General features: G+C 73.7%; 13 protein-coding genes. 7 read left to right on the top strand and 6 right to left on the bottom strand.

Annotated elements, in window-relative coordinates:
- Positions 1-39: 39 nt before the first annotated feature.
- From GA0070215_RS10150 to wecB, 3 genes are read right to left on the bottom strand one after another with little or no spacing between them, the layout of a single operon-like run.
- Entirely contained in the window at positions 40-2,163 is a 2,124-nt protein-coding gene (locus tag GA0070215_RS10150) for a glycosyltransferase family protein (protein WP_091044465.1), read from the bottom strand.
- Positions 2,160-3,572 (bottom strand): glycosyltransferase family protein, encoded by a 1,413-nt coding sequence (locus GA0070215_RS10145; RefSeq protein ID WP_091044461.1) that lies wholly within the window; start codon positions 3,570-3,572, stop codon positions 2,160-2,162. The genes GA0070215_RS10150 and GA0070215_RS10145 overlap by 4 nt, the downstream gene beginning before the upstream one ends.
- A gap of 34 nt (positions 3,573-3,606) precedes the next feature.
- A complete protein-coding gene (wecB, locus tag GA0070215_RS10140) occupies positions 3,607-4,692 on the bottom strand; it encodes a non-hydrolyzing UDP-N-acetylglucosamine 2-epimerase (RefSeq protein WP_091044457.1) in 1,086 nt (361 codons plus the stop codon).
- Positions 4,693-5,130: 438 nt separating this feature from the next.
- Here wecB and GA0070215_RS10135 point away from each other — a divergent pair, with 438 nt between their 5' ends.
- Entirely contained in the window at positions 5,131-7,044 is a 1,914-nt protein-coding gene (locus GA0070215_RS10135) for a DUF6311 domain-containing protein (RefSeq protein ID WP_091044453.1), read from the top strand.
- Positions 7,045-7,047: 3 nt separating this feature from the next.
- Here GA0070215_RS10135 and GA0070215_RS10130 read toward each other — a convergent pair whose 3' ends face one another.
- Positions 7,048-8,238 (bottom strand): hypothetical protein, encoded by a 1,191-nt coding sequence (locus GA0070215_RS10130; protein WP_091044449.1) that lies wholly within the window; start codon positions 8,236-8,238, stop codon positions 7,048-7,050.
- 229 nt (positions 8,239-8,467) lie between these two features.
- On the opposite strand from GA0070215_RS10130, the gene GA0070215_RS10125 reads away from it, so the two are divergent.
- The 4 genes from GA0070215_RS10125 to GA0070215_RS10110 all read left to right on the top strand — a co-directional run bounded on the left by GA0070215_RS10125 (position 8,468) and on the right by GA0070215_RS10110 (position 14,877).
- On the top strand, positions 8,468-10,087 hold the full coding sequence (locus GA0070215_RS10125; RefSeq protein WP_377468843.1) for a glycosyltransferase family 4 protein: 1,620 nt from the start codon (positions 8,468-8,470) through the stop codon (positions 10,085-10,087).
- Positions 10,084-11,652, top strand: a complete 1,569-nt coding sequence (locus tag GA0070215_RS10120) for a glycosyltransferase family 2 protein (RefSeq protein WP_091044445.1) — start codon at positions 10,084-10,086, stop codon at positions 11,650-11,652. Before GA0070215_RS10125 ends, GA0070215_RS10120 begins: the two co-directional genes overlap by 4 nt.
- Positions 11,653-11,655: 3 nt before the next feature.
- The gene (locus GA0070215_RS10115) at positions 11,656-12,939 is read left to right on the top strand and encodes a nucleotide sugar dehydrogenase (RefSeq protein WP_091044442.1); all 1,284 of its coding nucleotides are present in this window, start codon (positions 11,656-11,658) and stop codon (positions 12,937-12,939) included.
- Positions 12,940-13,128: 189 nt separating this feature from the next.
- Positions 13,129-14,877 carry a CDP-glycerol glycerophosphotransferase family protein gene (locus GA0070215_RS10110; protein ID WP_091044810.1) on the top strand — a complete coding sequence of 583 codons (1,749 nt, stop codon included), beginning with the start codon at positions 13,129-13,131 and terminating at the stop codon, positions 14,875-14,877.
- Between the two features lie 53 nt (positions 14,878-14,930).
- Here GA0070215_RS10110 and GA0070215_RS10105 read toward each other — a convergent pair whose 3' ends face one another.
- Together GA0070215_RS10105 and GA0070215_RS10100 are read right to left on the bottom strand one after the other, a co-directional pair.
- The gene (locus GA0070215_RS10105) at positions 14,931-15,473 is read right to left on the bottom strand and encodes an acyltransferase (protein WP_018784881.1); all 543 of its coding nucleotides are present in this window, start codon (positions 15,471-15,473) and stop codon (positions 14,931-14,933) included.
- Between the two features lie 65 nt (positions 15,474-15,538).
- Complete coding sequence (locus GA0070215_RS10100; RefSeq protein WP_091044438.1) at positions 15,539-15,877, bottom strand: DUF952 domain-containing protein; 339 nt, start codon at positions 15,875-15,877, stop codon at positions 15,539-15,541.
- Between the two features lie 85 nt (positions 15,878-15,962).
- Between GA0070215_RS10100 and GA0070215_RS10095 the strand changes: the two genes are divergently transcribed.
- Both GA0070215_RS10095 and GA0070215_RS10090 read left to right on the top strand, forming a co-directional pair.
- Positions 15,963-16,619, top strand: coding sequence for a response regulator transcription factor (locus tag GA0070215_RS10095; protein ID WP_091044435.1), 657 nt, complete (start codon positions 15,963-15,965; stop codon positions 16,617-16,619).
- A gap of 10 nt (positions 16,620-16,629) precedes the next feature.
- Positions 16,630-18,018 carry a sensor histidine kinase gene (locus GA0070215_RS10090; RefSeq protein ID WP_018784884.1) on the top strand — a complete coding sequence of 463 codons (1,389 nt, stop codon included), beginning with the start codon at positions 16,630-16,632 and terminating at the stop codon, positions 18,016-18,018.
- Positions 18,019-18,024 lie beyond the last annotated feature (6 nt).

Raw genomic sequence — 18,024 nt, 5'->3', positions numbered from 1 at the left:
GGCCCGGCCGAACGGCCGGGCCCCGCTGCGTCACAGTGCTCAGCCGCCCAGCAGCAACCGGTCGTAGTCGGTCTGGGTGACGGCCCAGTCCCAGGTCTTCAGCACGTGCTCCGAGGCGGCCCGGCCGGCCTCCGTCCACGCCTGCTCGGTCGCGGTGACGGCCAGGATCCGTTCCGCCGCCTCCGCCGGGGTGTCCACCATCCAGTCGGCGGGGAACAGGGTACGGGCGCCGTGCGGCTTGCCGGCGAAGAACGGCCAGTCCCGCACCACCGGCACGGCGCCGCTCGCCGCGCCCTCCACCAGACCGCAGTGGAAGCTCTCCCGCACCGAGGTGCTGAGGATGACACCTACCTCCTGGAGCGCGCCCGGCACGTCGTCGGTCTGCCCGTAGCGCCGGACCGCGCCCAGCGGCTCCAGCTCGGCCAGGTCCTTGGCGAGCCGGCGGCCGTAGTCCGTCGCCGGCTTGCTGGTCCGGTTGTTGAAGTTGCTGCCGATGAGCGTCAGGTTGTACCGCTCGTCGTGCTCGCGCAGCTTCCGCAGGACGTCGATCGCCCACCGCGGGTCCTTCGCCACCGAGCTGAACCCGACCAGCCCCAGCGTGAACCGGGCGTCGGCCGGCTTGGCCCGGGGATACCGGCGCAGGTCCATCGCGTTGTCGACCACCCACAGCCGGGGCGCGCGTTCGCCGGTGAGCTGGGGCAGCACCGCGGCGGACAGGTCCTTCAGGTGCTCGGAGACGAAGACCACGTCGTCGACCCGGGAGAAGTCCACCAGGTGCGGCCAGAAGTTGAACGCCTCGAAGCTGTGCAGCCGGACGATGATCCGGGCCGTCCCGGGGTCGTGCAGCGTGAACAGTGCGGCAGTGGCCTGGCACCAGTCGACGAAGACGGTGTCCGCCCAGTCCAGGTGCGGTCGCAGCCACTCCTCGATCTTGGCGCCGTAGGTCGACTCGACACCGAGCAGGTGCTCCATCACGGTGCTGCCGCTGAGCGCCAGCGGGCGGGTCACCGGGTCCTCGTACAGGTCCAGGAAACGGACCTCGACGTTCGGCATCGCCCGGTAGCGCTCCAGGATCTCCTGGAGGAAATTGTCGTTGATCAGTGTGGTGACCAGCAGCCGCAGCGGCCGGTCGGTGGGCGTCGGGGCGGCCGGGGTGAGCCGGCCCCGCGGCTCCGACAGCTTCCGGGCCGCCGCGCTGGCCCGGAACGGCGCCAGGAAGGCACCCGGGTCGTCGCTCATCGGCGAGGAGAGCCGGTCGAAGTGCAGCACCCGGTTGGACGCCAGGCTCCACGCCCGGGACACCGCCGCGGCGGCCTTCTTCGGGTCCTTCGCCAGCCGGGCGTCGGCAAGCGCGAGCTGGGCGCGGATCGCGTCGTGCAGCCCGGACGGGACGTGCCCGAGGGCCAGCTCGCCCTGCGCGGCCTTGGTGAGCACGTCCGCGCGGGCGGTGGCGCTGTTGATCCGGCTGACCGCGGCCGCGGCGGTCCGGGCGGCGACCGCCGGGCGGCCCGCCTTGACCGCGCTGTCGTGCAGCCGTACCGCGAGCTTGCTGCGCAGCCGGTCCGGTACGCGGGGCGCGGCCACCGCGCGGGACCAGAACCAGGCGCCCGCCGGGTTGCTCATGATCCGCTGGCCGGTCGCCTTCTGGACGGTGGTGCGCACCGTCTCCACCGCCGCCCGCCTGGCGCCCCGGGTGCCGATACCGGCCGCCGCCGCGACCTGCCGCTCCAGCCGCTTGCCGACCGGCTCGGTACGCGGCACGTCGAGCGCCCGCTGCGCCGGCACGAGCCCGTAGTGCGCACCGGCCCGGGTGTTGCGCTGGGCCATCTCCCACACCGTGTACACCGACCGGGGGTCGAGGGCCACCAGCAGGTCGGCGGACCGGAAACGCTGCCGCAGCCAGGCGTGGCGCTGCGCGTGCAGCCAGATCTTGCGGTTGGCCTGGGCCCGGCCGAGCGCCCGCCGCAGCCGGGCGTCGCGCTTCTCGGGCGGCACGACGAACGACCGCACCTCGGCCAGCGCCGGGTCGACGGGGAGTTCCGCGCTGTCGAAGAAGCACGCCACTGTGACGCGGGCGCCGCGGCTGCGGAAACGTTCCAGCGCCTCGATCAGCACGGCCGGCTGCTTCGGCGCGGCGGCGGCCACGATGAGCACTGTGGTCACGGTCGGGCATCTCCCGTCGAGGAGGTCGTGGCCGGGGTGGCCGCGCCGGCGCCGGTCGGCCGGACGAGTTCGGTGAGGCGGCGGACCGCCGGGGCGAGCACTGCGGGCCGGGCGAAGCGGCGGGCCAGTTCCCGGGCGGCGGCCCGGTCGGCGTCGGTCGCCTTCAGGGCCAGCCGGCCGGCCTCCACGAAGGAGCCGGCGAGGCGGTGCGGGTCGAGCCCGACCGCGCCGGTCCACAGCGGATGGCCGGCCAGGACGTTGCTGGCGTCGTGGTCGACGTCGTGGGCGGAGAGCACGGGCAGGCCGCTGGCCATGAACTCGTACACCTTCCCGGAGGTGACGAAGCGGCCACCGACGAGCATCAGCACCAACGCGTCCCAGGAGCCGTACGTGACCGCCAGTTCGGCCTTGGGTACCGGGCCGCCGAAGCTGACCCCGTCGACGGCCGCCTCCTTGAGCAGGTCCATGTGCCGATTGGCCTCGCGCGCCGCGCCCGCACCGATGTGGCCGCGCACCTCGAACCGGGAGCGGGCGAGCAACGGGTCGTCGCGCCGGGCGATGCGCCAGGCTTCCAGCACCGACTCGAGGAACGCCGGACTGAAGTTGACCGAGCCCAGGTAGCCGAAGGTCAGCCCGGCCACCGGATCGGGCGAGCGGCCGGAGATGTCCGGGAGGCTGTCCTCGTCGTATCCGTTGCGCACCACGTGAACCCGCTCCGCCAGATGTGGGTACCGTTCCTGGTAGAAGCCGGCGATCGGGTCGTTGACGCACCACACCGCGAGCGCCTCCTCCAGCACCTTCGACTCCCACCGGCCGGAGACCGAGTCGCGGGTGAAGGCCTCGCCGCCGCCGATCACGTCGAGCGACCAGCCGTCGCGGAAGTCGACCGCGTACGGGACCTTGTGTTCCTCCCACAGCTTCCAGGTGGCGGCCAGGTTCACGTACGGCGCGCAGGAGGCGAGCAGCAGGTCGGCCGGGTGCTCGCGGTGCAGTCGCAGCACCGCCTTCTCCAGCTCGTACCGCCAGCCGCCGAACACCGGCTCCGGGAACGCCTGCTGCTCGCGTTTGCGTAGCCGCTTGATCCAGCCGGCCGGGTCCAGCGAGCGCTCCTCCGAGAACGCCCGGATGTCGGTCTCCAGATCCTCCCGGATCAGCGGCAGCTCGACCACCCGCACCCGCGGGTCGACCTTCTCCGACAGCGTGTGGTCCAGGCCGTACTCCCGCTCCCACGCCTGCTGGAAGATCGTGATGACGGTGACGTCCCAGCCCTGGGCGACGAACTGGTTCGCCGTCTCGCGCAGCCGGTACGCGCTGCTCTTCGCCGCGGGCGGGAAGCCGATCGCGAGGTAGATGGCGTGCGGTCGCTTCCCACTGTGCGAGCGGGGCAGCGGCACGGTGCGGTTGGTCATCGCGGATAACCGATCGTGAGGAGGGATCGCGTCGTCATGCCAGGTGCCGTCGCAGCGTCTCGGTGACCCGCCGGGCCGCGCGGCCGTCACCGTACGGGGTGCCGCGCGGTGCCTCCGGCGCGGGCCGCGTCGCCGTTGCCGCCCAGCCGGCGCCCAGCTCGCGCGGATCCGGCACCAACACGTTCCAGCCGTCGGCGAGCGTCTCCACCCACTCCGTCTCGGTACGCAGCGTGGTGCACGGCCGGTCCAGCAGGTACGCCTCCTTCTGCAGGCCGCCCGAGTCGGTGACCACGCCGGTGGAGCCGGCCACTGCGGCCACCATCGCGGCGTACGGCAACGGCCGGCCGGAGTGCAGCGCGCCCCGGGTCAGCTTCAGACCGTGCTCGTCGGCGCGGGCGACCAGCCGCGGGTGGGCCAGCAGCGCGACCGGCACCGGCAGGTCGGCCAGCGCGTCGAGCAGCGTGGCGAGCCGCTTCGGGTCGTCGGTGTTCTCCGCGCGGTGCAGAGTGGCGAGCAGGTACGGCGAGTCCGGGTCGATGCCGTCGGGCAACGCCGGGCGGGGCTGCCCGCCCCGGGCCACGTCGTCGCGTACCCGCAGGCAGACGTCCACCATGACGTCACCGACCAGCTCGGTACGGGCGGCCAGGCCCTCCGAGGCCAGGTGCCGGACGGCTTCCTCGGTGGGGGCGAGCAACAGGTCGGCGGCGTGGTCGGTGAGTACCCGGTTGTGCTCCTCCGGCATCCGCCGGTTGAACGACCGCAGCCCGGCCTCCAGGTGCGCCACCCGCAGGTGCTGCTTCACCGCCGAGAGCGTGCCGGCCAGCGTCGAGTTGGTGTCGCCGTACACCAGCACCCAGTCCGGCGCCTCGGCGGCGAGCACCGGGTCCAGGGCGGCCAGGGTGTTGCCGGTCTGCACGCCGTGGCTGCCGGAGCCGATCCCGAGGTGCACGTCCGGGTCGGGGATGCCGAGACCGGAGAAGAAGACGTCGGACAGGTCGGCGTCGTAGTGCTGGCCGGTGTGCACGATCACGTGCTCGCACCCGTCCTCGGCGAAAGCCGCCGCGATGGGCGCCAGCTTCACCAACTGCGGTCGGGCGCCGACGATGCTGACGACCTTCACACGTGACTCCTCGTGATCTGCGACGGATGCTCGGTGCGGACCGGCCGCCACCCGAGTCGGGAGGCCCTGGACCCCGGCCAGACGGTCGGGCCGGTGCCCGCGGGCCCTAGGAATAGTAGTGCCCCGGTGGCCACCGGACGACGTACGCGGACGCGGGCGGTACGCGATGGTGGGCCGGGCCACCAGCCGTCACCGGACGCCGCCGCCCCGACGGGGAGCACGGTGACCGGTGACAGGGAACGGGACACGAGGGACCAGCCTAACCGAACCGGTCCGATCACCCCGGCCCCACGGTGCCCGGCCGGTGGCGGTGTCCGCCCCGGGCGCGGCCCGGTCACCGCGGGTACGTCCCGCCGTCGGCGGATCGTCGCCGACTCTTCACCGAGCCGGGCGAGCCTGTCCCTGCGCGGCGGCCGTGCTTGCGTACACTTCGGCGCCATGACCGCCCCCGGGCCCGAGACCCGTACCCGCACCGCAGACGCAGGTGGATCGGTGGCCGACGCCACCGACGAAACCGTGAAGCCGCCGGCCGCCGACGGCGCGGACCGGCCCGCCGACGCCGCGCCGCAGCGCCCGGCAGGGCCGCCGGCCGCCGCCACGGAGCGCGCCGACCGCCCCGCGCGATGGCGCCTCTTGCGGCCGGACCTGCTGGTCGCGGCGATCTACCTGGCCGGCGCGTTCTGGGTGACCGCGCGGGGCTGGGTGAACCCTGACGGCCGGCTGCTCGGCAGTCGCCCGAACGACCAGGGCTTCAACGAGTGGATGCTGGCGTACGCCGCGCACGCGGTCAGCAACCTGGAGAACCCCTTCTTCACCACGTTGCAGAACGCCCCGGACGGGGTGAACCTGATGACGAACGTCGGCATGCAGCTGCCAGGGCTGGTGCTGTCCCCGGTCACGCTGCTGTTCGGCGCGCCGTTCGCGTACCTGCTGTTCATCACGCTCAACCTGGCCGGCACCGCGTACGCCTGGTACCACGTGCTGTCCCGGAACCTGGTCTCGTCCCGGGCGGCGGCGTTCGCCGGTGGCCTGTTCTGCGCCTTCGCGCCGGCGCTGGTGTCGCACAGCAACGGCCACCCGCACATCACCGCCCAGTGGCTGGTGCCGTTCATTCTGTGGCAGGTGGTCAGGCTGGCCCGGGACGGCCGCCCGGTGCGCAACGGCCTGGTGCTGGGCGCACTCGTGACGGCGCAGTTCTTCGTCAGCCTGGAGATCCTCTTCCTGACCGCGCTCGGCTGCCTGATGATGGTGATCGGCTACGTGACCTTCCGGCCGCGCGAGGCGCTGCGCCTGGCCGGGCCGATGCTCGGCGGGCTCGCCGTGACGGGCGTGCTCGTCGGAGCCGCCGCCGCGTACCCGCTGTGGATGCAGTTCGCCGGCCCGCAGCACCGGGTCGGTCACCCGGGCGACCCGGACGTGTACGCGCTGACCCTCGGGTCGTTCGTGCGGTACGCCACCGAATCCGTGGCCGGCAGCCCCACGAGTGCCGTGCGCTGGGGCCCGAACACCACCGAGCAGGCCAGCTTCTACGGCTGGTCGGTGGTGATCCTCGCGCTGGGCGCCGTCTGGTGGCTGCGCCGGGAGATCGTGGTCCGGGTGCTCGCCGTGGTCGCGCTGATCTCGGCCGTGTTCTCGGTCGGCACCACCTGGACCGTCGGCACCCGGCGTACCGACGTGCCGGCGCCGTTCGCGCTGGTGTCCGAACTGCCGGTGTTCGACTCGGTGGTGGTCTCCCGGTTCGCGTTGATCACCACGGTGGCGCTCGGCGTCCTGTTCGCGGTCGCCGGGGACCGGGTGGCCCGGGTACGGGTCGGCGAGGGCGACCGGTCCCGGCTGGTGCCCCGGCTGGCCGCTGTGGCGCTGTTCGCCGCGCTGCTGCCGATCCTGCCGACCCCGCTGGAGGCGCGCGGGCGCAACCCGGTGCCGGACTTCGTCACCGCCGGCGTCTGGAAGGACCACGTCGCCCCCGGCCGCACCCTGGTGCCGGTTCCGGTCGACGGCATGACGTCGCTGTACTGGAGTTCCGCCGCGCTGGCCGGCTTCGCCGTCCCGGAGGGCTACTTCCTCGCGCCGGTCTCCAAGACCGACAACACCGGACGGTGGGGAGTCGAGCCGCAGCCGACCGCCAAGCTGCTCACCGCCGTGTCGCGGGGTGAGCGGGACACGGCGGTCGGCCCGGCCGACGTCGAGCAGGCCCGCGCCGACGTGCGGCACTGGAAGGCCGACGCGGTGGCGTTGCCGGACCGGGCACGCCGCCACGACGACCTCAAGGTGGTGCTCGACACGCTGTACGGGCCGGGCCGGCGGGTGGCGGACGTGTGGCTGTGGGACGTCCGTCCGCTTACCCGCTGAGCGTCACGGCGACCTGGTCCAGATGAGCAGCAGGTAGCAGCCGAAGTAGGTCGAGAACGCGGTGAGCGCGACCAGCACCGTGACGGCCCGGGCCCGGCCGGCCCGGGCCAGGCCGACGGCGGCCGGCAGCAGCAGCGCGAACGCCGGCACCAGGAACCGCGCCTTGGAGTGGTAGTAGCCCGCCGCGCCGAGCGTGGTGACGAGCATCAGCCCGCTGAACAGCAGCAGCTGCCAGGGCTGACGGTCGATCACGCTCAGCACGAAGAACGTCAGCGCCAGCAACAGCACCAGGCTCACCACGAGCATCTGCGGCGTCGCGGACACCGCCAGCACCTCACGTCCCCGCCGGAACGTGTCCACGCCGAAGTCGAAGTGGCTGCGCCATCCGGCGGACTGGATGTGGAACCAGCCGTCCGGCCGCCCCGTCTGGACACCCACCCAGGCCAGGTAGCCGAGCCACCCGGCCGGCGCGAGCAGCATGGCCACCCACGGACGCCAGCCGTCCCGGCGCCGGACCGCGGCCAGCAGCGCGGCCAGCCCCACCACCGGGATCAGCGACGAGGCGGTGGGCCGGGTCAGGCCGGCGAACAGGCAGAGCATGCCCGCGGTCAGCCAGTGCCGGCGCAGCAGCGCGTACAGCGTCCACGCGGCAAGCGCGGTGAACAGCGTCTCGCTGTAGGCCATCGACTGCACGACGGCGTGCGGCAGCGCGGCCCAGAGCGCGGCGAGCAGCACCCCGGTGCGACGGTCGTGCAGGTACGAGCCGATCGCGTACAGCGCCCACGCCGCGGCCAGCCCGGCGAGCGCGGCCACCGCGAGCCCGGCGGTACGCGGGCCGAGCGGGGTGACCCGTTCCACCACGCCGATCAGGGCCGGGTAGAGCGGGAAGAACGCCATGTCGCTCTGCACCTGTTCGTACCCGTCGTAGCCCCGCTGGGCGATGGCGATGTAGTAGGTCGCGTCGGACAGCGTCAGTTCGCGCACCGGAGACAGGTTGAGCGACCGGGCCCAGACGTAGACGGCCAGCACGCCGACGAGCCGGATCACCGCGTACACCGCCAGCGCGGGCGCCGCGTCCCGGGCGGCGTCGCGTAGCCGCCGGACGGGGCCGGGCCGGGCGCGGTCGGCTGTGGCCGGCCCGGACGGCGGGGCCGGTGCGGGCCGGCTGGGTTCCTCGGTGGTCACCACGTCCATTGTGCGGTCCCGTTCGCGCTGAGCTGCGGTTGGCCGAAGGCCCGCGTGGCGCGGCCGGCGACCCGGCGAACGACCCGGAGCGGGCGCCGGTCGTTGAACAGGGTGGAGGGTAGCAACAGTCACAGCAGGTCGGGGGGCACCGGCGGCGGCGGGCGTCCGGGCCCGATCCGCTGTCGTAGACTCGCTCGGGTCCGCGGGCGCGGTGCTGGCGACGACGAAACGGGCAGGAATGGGATCTGACGGCACGACCGCAGCGGCGGGCACCCGGGGACGGGTCGTGATGCTGGTGGACAACGGGGTCATCGGTGACTCCCGGGTGCAGAAGGCGGCCCGCTCCGCCGCCGACGCCGGCTGGGACGTCGTGCTGCTCGGCCGCGCGCCGGTCGGCAGCCCGCAGACCTGGCGCGTCGGTGCCGCCGAGGTACGCCTCGTGCCGATGCCCGAACCGCTGTCCCGCCGCCGGCACGAGTTCCGCCGGGCCTGGCTGCGGCATCCGCTCGCCTACCCGCCCAGCGGCATCGCGGCGCACCGTACCCAGGCGGTCAAGGCCTGGCGCGCGGACCTGGCGGTACGCCGCGCGGCGCTCACCGTCGCCGCCCGGGAGTCCGGTGCGGGCCGGCCGGGCGGGCTGCCCTGGGCCGCGCTGCGCGCCGAGGAGAAGCTGTCCGGCCTGACCCGCAAGTGGGTCGGTTTCCGCAACCGTCAGCTCACCCGGGCCCGCAAGGGCCGCAAGCTGGACGGCCCCTGGGACCGCGCGTACACGCTGTTCTGGCGCAGGCTGCGCGGCGACGGCGCGTGGCGGCGCCTGGAACCGGGCCTGTGGGACTACGAGCTGGCCTACGGCCCGGTGGTCGACGAGCTGGCGCCGGACCTGATCCACGCCAACGACTTCCGGATGCTCGGCGTCGGCGCCCGCGCGAAGGTCCGGGCCGCCGCGAAGGGCCGGCGGATCGCGCTGCTGTGGGACGCCCACGAATACCTCCCCGGCGTGCAGCCGTGGCGCGACAACGCCCGCTGGCTGCCCGGCAACGTGGCGCACGAGCGGGAGTACGTGCCGTACGCCGACGCCACCATGACCGTCTCCGGCGGCCTGGCCGACCTGCTGCGCACCGAGCACGGGCTGGCCGAACGACCGGCGGTCGTGCTCAACGCCCCGGCGGTCGGCGAGCTGCCGCCGGATCCGGCCGACCCGGCGCCGGACATCCGCGCCCGCTGCGGGCTCGGGCCGGACGAGCCGCTGCTGGTCTACAGCGGGGTGGCCGCCGCCAAGCGCGGTCTCGGGGTGATGGTCGAGGCGCTGCCCCGGCTGCCCGGCGCGCACGTCGCGTTCGTGGTCAACAAGCCCGACTCGGCGTACGTCAGGGGCCTGGTCACCCGGGCCGGTGAGCTGGGCGTGGCGGACCGGGTGCACGTGCTGCCGTACGTGCCGCACCACCAGGTGGTCCGGTACCTCGGCGGCGCGCAGGTCGGCGTCATCCCGATCCAGCACTGGCCGAACCACGAGATCGCGCTGATCACCAAGTTCTTCGAGTATTCACACGCCCGCCTGCCACTGGTCGTCTCCGACGTGCGCACCATGGCCGAGACTGTCCGGGAGACCGGTCAGGGCGAGGTGTTCCGCGCCGAGGACGTGGCCGACTTCGTCCGCGCGGTGACCGCGGTGCTCGCCGACCCGCAGCGGTACCGTGCCGCGTACGACCGGCCGGGCCTGCTGGCCGGCTGGACCTGGGAGGCGCAGGCGCGGGTCCTCGACGAGGTCTACTCCGGGCTGCTGCCCGACGCGCCGCCCCGGCCGACGCCGCCGGCGCACGCCCCGGTGGAGCCGGCACAGGTGGAGGTGAGCGCGTGACCGGGCCGGACGTGACGGTGGTGGTCGCCGTCTACAACACCATGCCGTACCTGACCGCCTGCCTCGACTCGCTCGTCGGGCAGACCATCGGCCGGGACCGGCTGGAGGTCGTCGCCGTCGACGACGGCTCCACCGACGGCAGCGGCGCCGAACTGGACCGCTACGCCAAGCGTTACCCGGACACGGTCCGGGTGCTGCACCAGGCCAACTCCGGCGGCCCGGCGGCGCCGAGCAACCTGGCGCTCGACCACGCCCGCGGCCGGTACGTCTTCTTCATCGGCTCGGACGACCACCTCGGCCCGGAGGCGCTGGAGCGTCTCGTCGAAGCCGCCGACCGGTGGGACTCCGACGTGGTGCTGGGCCGGATGGTCGGCACCAACAAGCGCTACGTGCACCAGGCCGTCTACGCCACCACGCAGGAGCGGCTCGACCTGTTCGACAGTGACCTGCCGTGGTCGTTGTCCAACACGAAGCTGTTCCGGCGGGAGCTGATCGAGCGGTACGGCCTGCGGTTCCGCACGGACATGCCGATGGGCAGCGACCAGCCGTTCACGCTGGAGGCGTGCTTCCGGGCGAAGAAGGTGTCGGTCCTCGGCGACTACGAGTACTACTACGCGGTCAAGCGGGACAACGCCCAGAACATCACGTACGCGAGCCGGTTCGAGGAGCGGTTGCGCTGTGCCGAGGAGCTCGTCGGGTTCGTCGCCGGGCTGATCGAGCCCGGCCCGCGGCGGGACGCGGTGCTGGTGCGCCACTTCACCTGGGAGGTGGCGAAGCTGCTCCGCGCGGAGTTCCTCGCCCTCTCCCCGGACGTGCAGCGGCACGTCCACGACCGGATCCGCAAGCTGGCCGAGGCGTACCTGACCGACGGGGTGACCGCCCGGATGGCGTCCGAGGAGCGGCTGCGGGTGGCGGTGGCGCGGGACGGCGACCTGGACGCGCTGTGCACGCTCATCGGCCAGCAGTCCGACCGGTCGCTGCCCGGGGTGGTCGTCGACGGCGACCGCTGGTACGCCGGCCACGTCGGCTTCCGCGACCCGGCGTTCGGCTACCCGGACGACTGGTACGACGTCACCGGGCGGGCCGCCGCGATACTGGCCAAGCTGACCGCGACCGGGCTGGCCTGGGGACGCGACGCCGCCGGGGCACGAGCCCTGGTGGTCACCGCGCGCAGCCGCTGGGCCGAGCTGGCCGAGCTGAGCGCGGAGGCGCTGCGGGTCGGTGTGGGCGACCTGGCGGGTGTCACGTCGGTCGAGTCCTCCGGCACCGGTACCGTCGTGCGGACGGACTTCGCGGTGGACCGGTTGCTGGCGGTCGTCGCGGGGACAGGCGAGCGTCGTATCGTACGCGCCGAGGTCTCCGCCCTGGGCGGGACGGGTTCGGCGCCGTTGCGCACCGACCGCCCCGTCGCCGCACCCCGGCTGGTGGCCCGGCGCGGTGTCCGCTGGCATCTCGTCACACCCACCACGAACCACAAGGGCCAGGTGATCGTCGCGATCACGCCGGTGACCCCCGGTCGGTTCCTTGCCCGCCTGCGCCGAATCTGGCCCTCTGGAGGAAAGTAGTTCATGAACATCTGCGTCGTCGCGCTCGGCAAGATCGGTCTGCCGCTGGCCGTGCAGTTCGCGTCCAAGGGGCACCGGGTGATCGGCGCCGACGTCTCCGAGCGGGTCGTCCAGCTGGTAAACGACGGTGCCGTGCCCTTCCCGGGTGAGGCCGACCTGGACGTCAAGCTCAAGGAGACGGTGGCCGCCGGCCTGCTGTCGGCCACCACCGACACCGCCGCCGCGGTCGCCGAGTCGGAGGCCGTCGTCGTGGTCGTGCCGCTGTTCGTGGACGCCGAGGGTGTGCCGGACTTCGGCTGGATGGACGACGCCACGCGGTCGATCGCCCGTGGGCTGAAGCCGGGCACGCTGGTCAGCTACGAGACCACGCTGCCGGTCGGCACCACCCGTGACCGGTGGGCGTCGATGCTCGCCGAGGGCTCCGGCCTGACCGCCGGCACCGACTTCCACCTGGTGTTCAGCCCGGAGCGGGTGCTCACCGGCCGGGTCTTCGCCGACCTGCGCCGCTACCCGAAGCTGGTCGGTGGCATCGACGAGGCGTCGGCCGCGCACGGCGTGCGGTTCTACGAGGCGGTGCTCGACTTCGACGAGCGCCCCGACCTGGACCGCCCCAACGGCGTGTGGGACCTCGGCTCGGCCGAGGCGTCCGAGCTGGCCAAGCTCGCCGAGACGACCTACCGGGACGTGAACATCGGCCTGGCGAACCAGTTCGCCCGCTTCGCCGACACCGTCGGCGTGGACGTCACCAAGGTCATCGAGGCGTGCAACACGCAGCCGTACAGCCACATCCACTCGCCGGGCATCGCGGTCGGCGGTCACTGCATCCCGATCTACCCGCGGATGTACCTGTGGAACGACCCGGCCGCCACGGTGGTCCGCTCCGCCCGCGAGGCCAACGCGGCCATGCCGGAGTACGCGGTCGACCTGCTCGCCGCCGCCTACGGCGACCTGACCGGGGTGGGCGTGCTGGTGCTGGGCGCCGCCTACCGCGGTGGCGTCAAGGAGACCGCGTTCTCCGGCGTCTTCCCGACCGTGGAGGCGCTGCGCCGCCGGGGCGCGGTGCCGTACGTCTCGGACCCGATGTACACGAACGAGGAGCTGGTCGCGCACGGCCTGCCCGGCTACGACGGCGAGCCGGTCGGCGCCGCTGTCATCCAGGCCGACCACGCGGAGTACCGCACCCTCGCCCCGGCCGACCTGCCGGGCGCGACAGTGCTCGTCGACGGCCGCCGGGTCACCGACCCGGCGCGCTGGACCGGCGTGCGCCGGGTGGTCATCGGGGGCTGAATCCACCGGCTCCACGGGCCCCGGTCGTCTGGGACGGCCGGGGCCCGTCGCGTGCCGAGGCCGGGGTGACGCCGTCCGGCGTTCACCTGCCGGACACCCCGGCAATACTTGTGTCACGCGACCCGTTTAAGGTCGCAGCCGTCGGAGATCGACTCGCACCGACATCGGTGCGGCGGACAGGGAGTGTCGTTGTTCAGCAGAGTACGAAGCCAGCAGGGTCTCGCCGCGGTCGGCGCGACGCTCCTCGGCTACGCGGTCATGGTCCTCGCCGGAGTCCTCGGCCTGGTGGTCCCGTACGCGGTGGCCGCGGTGGTCGCCGTCGCCGGTGAGCTGGCCCTGGCCGGGCGGCACACCGGGACCGCCACGCTGCTCGACAAGGCCGGTCTCGGCGCGACCTTCCGGCGACTGGTGCGTGACCTGTCGGTGGCCCTGCTGGTGATCGCCGTGGTGCGCCCCGGCGTGGCCGGCACCGTCGCCGTCCTGCTGCTGCCCGCCGCGCTGTGGACCGTTGCCGTCGCCACAGGCGCGCTGACCAAGGTGATCGACGGCCGGGTCGACCCCCCGGCGTACACCCGCAACATCGACCTCGGCGCGCTGCGGCGGGTTCCGGTGCCGCCGGTCTGGGCGCAAGGGCTGGCCGGGCTGCGCATGCCGCTGCTCAACGTGCTGCTGGTGCCGGCCGCGGTGGTGGCCGCCGCGCTGGACCGGGTCGCCCCCGTGGTGGTCACCGGCCTGGTCACGCTCGCCGCCGGTCTGGTCATCGCCGCGGTGCTGACGCTGACCGCGTTGCGCGGCCGGGGCAGGGCCCCGGGTGTGCTGCCCGCCGTGCACGACTGGATGGCCCGGGAACGGCCCGAGGTGGCGCTGTACTTCGCCGGCCCGGCCAAGGACGTCTACCAGGCCAACATGTGGCTCGCGCCGGTGGAGGCGACCGGCCGTCGCGCGGTCGTGCTGCTGCGCGCCGCGGACGCGTTCAAGCAGCTCGCCGACACCCGGCTGCCGGTGATCTGCGTGCCGGCCGGCGTGGACTTCATGAACCTGGACCTCGGCTCGCTGCGCGTGGCGCTGTACGCAGCCAACGTCGGCGCCAACATCCACCTGCTGCGGGAGCCGGGCGTGAAGCACGTCTTCGTCGGCCACGGCGACAGCGACAAGCAGGCGAGCGTGAACCCGTACAGCAAGGTGTACGACGAGGTCTGGGTGGCCGGGCCGGCCGGGCGGGAACGGTACGCCCGGGCCGACGTCGGCGTGCTCGACCGCGACATCGTGGAGGTCGGCCGGCCGCAGCTCGCCGGGGTGCACACGTTCGGCTCCGGCGACGCCGGCCACCGTTTCACGGTGCTGTACGCGCCGACCTGGGAGGGCTGGCTCGACGACGACCCGTACCACACGTCGCTCGTGCTGATGGGGGAGCGGATCGTGTCCGGTCTGCTGGCCGCCGGGGACGTGCGGGTGATCTACAAGCCGCACCCGTTGACCGGGACGCGCTCGCCCAGGGCCCGCGCCGTGCACGAGCGGATCGTGGCCCAGATCAAGGCGGCCGGCGGCGAGACCGATCCGTCCTCGCTGGACGGCGCCGCGCACCTGGTGGTCACCGGCCGCACGCCGGGGCTGTTCGACTGCTTCAACGTCACCGACCTGCTGGTCAGTGACGTGTCAAGCGTGGTCTCCGACTTCGTGCAGAGCGAGCGCCCGTACGTGGTGGCCAACCCGGCCGGTCTGCCCGAGGACGAGTTCCGGCGGCAGTTCCCGACCGCGCGGGCGGCGTACCTGCTCGCGGCGGACTGCGGCGAGCTGACGAAGATCCTCGACGTGACCCGGGCCGGGGACGACCCGATGACCGGGGCGCGGCGGGACCTGAAGGAGTACCTGCTCGGCCCGGCCGGGTCGAACCCGATGGACCGGTTCCGGGACGAGATCGGCCGGCTCTGCGGCTGAGGCGTACCGGAAAGGGGCGACGACCGGCGCGGTCGTCGCCCCTTCTCGTCTGCTCAGCCCTGGTGCGGCGGGTTGTCGACGTCGCGGGAGACGACCTCGCCCTTGGCGTCGACCCAGCCCTTCGGGCGGGCCGGGTTGCCGGCCACCAGCTGGTACGGCTTGACGTCGCGGGTCACCACCGACCCGGCGGCGATCATCGCGTACTCGCCGACCTCGATGCCGCACACGAGCGTGGCGTTCGCGCCGATCGACGCGCCCCGGCGGACGAGTGTCGGGGTGATCGTCCAGTCCGGGTTCTGGGCGCGCGGGCGGAAGTCGTTGGTGAACACCGCGCAGGGGCCCACGAACACCTCGTCCTCGATGGTCACGCCCTGGTAGACCGAGACGTTGTTCTGGATCTTCACCGAGTCACCGACTGTGACGCCCGCGTCGACGTAGACGTTGCGGCCGATCACGCAGCCGGCACCGACCTGGGCACTGGACCGGATGTGCGCCAGGTGCCAGACCTTGGTGCCGTCGCCGACCTGGGCGCCGGACTCCACGTCGGCCGTCGGGTGGACGAAGACGGAGGCGGACCGGTCGTTGCTGTCAGTCATCTCAACTCGCATCATGCCAGGGCGCGTCGCGCCGTCGGGCGGGCTCGACGCAGCATAACGAGCGCTCACCCGAGCAGTTCGGCCACCGCTTCGGCGGCGGGCCGGTCGGCCGGGAGCGGATGCGCGGCGACCACCGCGTCCACCGGCAGGGCCGCGTACAGGTGCGGGAACAGCGCCCCGCCGCGGGACGGCTCCCAGCGCAGCGCGTCACCGAGCCGGTCCTCGTCGACGGCGAGCACCGTCAGGCCGGTGACCCCGGCGAAGAACCTGCGCGCGGTCTCCACCACCTGGCCGGCGGCGGAGAGGTGGACGAAGCCGTCCTGCCGGTCCATCGCGGTGCCGGCGAACCGCCCGTCCGCCCGCGCCTGCGCCCACTCGTCGTCGGCGAGAATCTTGTAGATCACGGCAGCAGCCTAGAGCGGCCTCGCGCCCGCGCGGCGCGTCTGCCACCATTCGCAGGGCAAAACGTCGAACGGAGGGGAGGCACGGGTGCGCATCCTCCTGGTCGAGGACGACCGCCGGGTCGCCGCGGCGTTGTCGTCCGCGCTGACCCGGCGCGGCTACCAGGTGGAACACGCCGCGACGGTGGCCGCCGCGCTCTCCGCCGCCCCCTGCGACCTGGTGCTGCTCGACCTGGGCCTGCCCGACGGCGACGGCACCGACCTGTGCCGCGAGCTGCGCCGGCGCAGCAGCCGGCTCGGCATCATCGCGGTCACCGCGCGCGGTGAGGAACGCGACCGGGTGCTCGGGCTGCGGCTGGGCGCCGACGACTACGTGGTCAAGCCGTTCTCGATGGTGGAGTTGCAGGCGCGGATCGAGGCGGTGCTGCGCCGGGCCGCGCACACCGCGCCGCAGCGCAACCTGATCGAGGCCGGCGTGGTCCGCATCGACGTGGGCGGCCGGACGGTGAACGTGGCCGGCCGGGACGTCACCCTCACCCGCAAGGAGTTCGACATCCTGTTGTCCCTGGCCCGCCAGCCGGGGGTGGCGGTGCCGCGCGAGCGGATCCTGCTCGACGTGTGGGGCACCACCTGGGCCGACCGGCACACCGTGGAGGTGCACGTCGGGTCGCTGCGCGGCAAGCTCGGCGACCCGACGCTCGTGGAGACCGTGCGCGGGGTCGGCTACCGGCTCCGCGACGCCTGAGGAGGGGCCCGTGCGCCGCCGGTTGGTGATCAGCTATCTGCTGCTGATGGTGCTGGTCCTACTCGCCCTGGAGACCCCGTTGGCGGCCACGCTCGCGACCCGGGAGACCGACCGGGTACGCGCCGACCGCCTCGCCGACGCCACCCGCTTCGCCTCGCTGGCCGGGCCGGCGCTGCGGGGCGGCAGTCCCGGCCCGTTGGACGGGGAACTGGCCGCCTACGACGCGCTCTACGGCATCGGCGCGGCGGTGGTGGACCGGGAACGCCGTACCGTGGTGGCCTCGTCCGGCTGGGAGCCGGGCGCGGGCGCCGGCCCGGCGCTCGACACCGCGCTGTCCGGACAGCAGTTCAGCGGCCCGGAATCGGTCTGGCCCTGGGTCGGCGGGCCGGTGGTGACGGCCGTGCCGATCAACGACGGCGGCGAGGTGCTCGGCGCCGTGGTCACGACCAGCCCGGCGGACGAGGTGCGCCGCACCGTCACCGTGTGGTGGCTGCTGCTCGCCGGCATCGGCCTGCTGGCGGTGCTGGCCTGCGTCTCGACCGCGTTCGGGCTGGCCGGCTGGGTGCTGCGCCCGGTAACCGAGCTGGACGCGGTGACGCACGAGATCGCCGAGGGCCGCCGCGCCGCGCGGGTCCGCGCCCGGCTCGGCCCGCCCGAGCTGCGCCGGCTGGCGACCAGCTTCAACGACATGGCCGACGCGGTCTCCGACGTGATGGACCGGCAACGCGCCTTCGTCGCGCACGCCAGCCACCAGCTCCGCAACCCGCTCACCGCGCTGCGGCTGCGGGTGGAGGAACTCGGTCCCAGCCTCACCGACCCGGACGGGCGCGCCGAGCACCGGCTGGCGCTGGAGGAGACCGACCGGCTCGCCACGGTGCTCGACGCGCTGCTCACCCTGGCCCGTGCCGAGCGGGAGGAGAACCAGCGGGTGACTGTGGACGCCACCGCCGCCGCCGCGTCCCGGGTGACTGCCTGGCTGCCGCTGGCCCGGCACCGTGAGATCACGCTCCGCCTCGACGCCGAGGACGCGCCGGTGCACGCCCGGACCGTGCCGACCGCCATCGACCAGGCGCTCGACGCCCTGATCGACAACGCGGTGAAGTTCAGCGGCAGCGGGGGAGAGGTGACGGTGACCGTACGCGCCGCCGGCGGCGGGACGGTGCTGACCGTCGGCGACACCGGCCCGGGCATGACGGCGAGTCAGCTCGACCAGGCCACCGAGCGTTTCTGGCGGGCGCCGGACGTGCAGAACGTGGACGGGGCGGGCCTCGGGCTGACCATCGCGGCGGTGCTCGTGGACGCCTCCGACGGCCGGCTCACCATGCGCCAGGGTGAGCCCCGGGGCCTGGTCGCCGAGCTGTGGTTCCCGGCGCACGACGACGAGGCCATCCGGCGCTGACCCCGG

Origin of the sequence: Micromonospora marina, from assembly GCF_900091565.1 — a bacterium.
Classification (GTDB): Bacteria; Actinomycetota; Actinomycetes; order Mycobacteriales; family Micromonosporaceae; genus Micromonospora; species Micromonospora marina.
Note: the sequence above shows the minus strand (reverse complement) of the source record. Positions and strands in the feature narration are given on the sequence as shown.

Excerpts from the sequence above, each read along its gene's own strand:
- GA0070215_RS10105 (WP_018784881.1), bottom strand. The coding sequence starts at position 15,473 with ATGACTGACAGCAACGACCGGTCCGCCTCCGTCTTCGTCCACCCGACG.
- GA0070215_RS10125 (WP_377468843.1), top strand. The coding sequence starts at position 8,468 with ATGGGATCTGACGGCACGACCGCAGCGGCGGGCACCCGGGGACGGGTC.
- GA0070215_RS10145 (WP_091044461.1), bottom strand. The coding sequence starts at position 3,572 with ATGACCAACCGCACCGTGCCGCTGCCCCGCTCGCACAGTGGGAAGCGA.
- GA0070215_RS10135 (WP_091044453.1), top strand. The coding sequence starts at position 5,131 with ATGACCGCCCCCGGGCCCGAGACCCGTACCCGCACCGCAGACGCAGGT.
- GA0070215_RS10130 (WP_091044449.1), bottom strand. The coding sequence starts at position 8,238 with ATGGACGTGGTGACCACCGAGGAACCCAGCCGGCCCGCACCGGCCCCG.
- GA0070215_RS10115 (WP_091044442.1), top strand. The coding sequence starts at position 11,656 with ATGAACATCTGCGTCGTCGCGCTCGGCAAGATCGGTCTGCCGCTGGCC.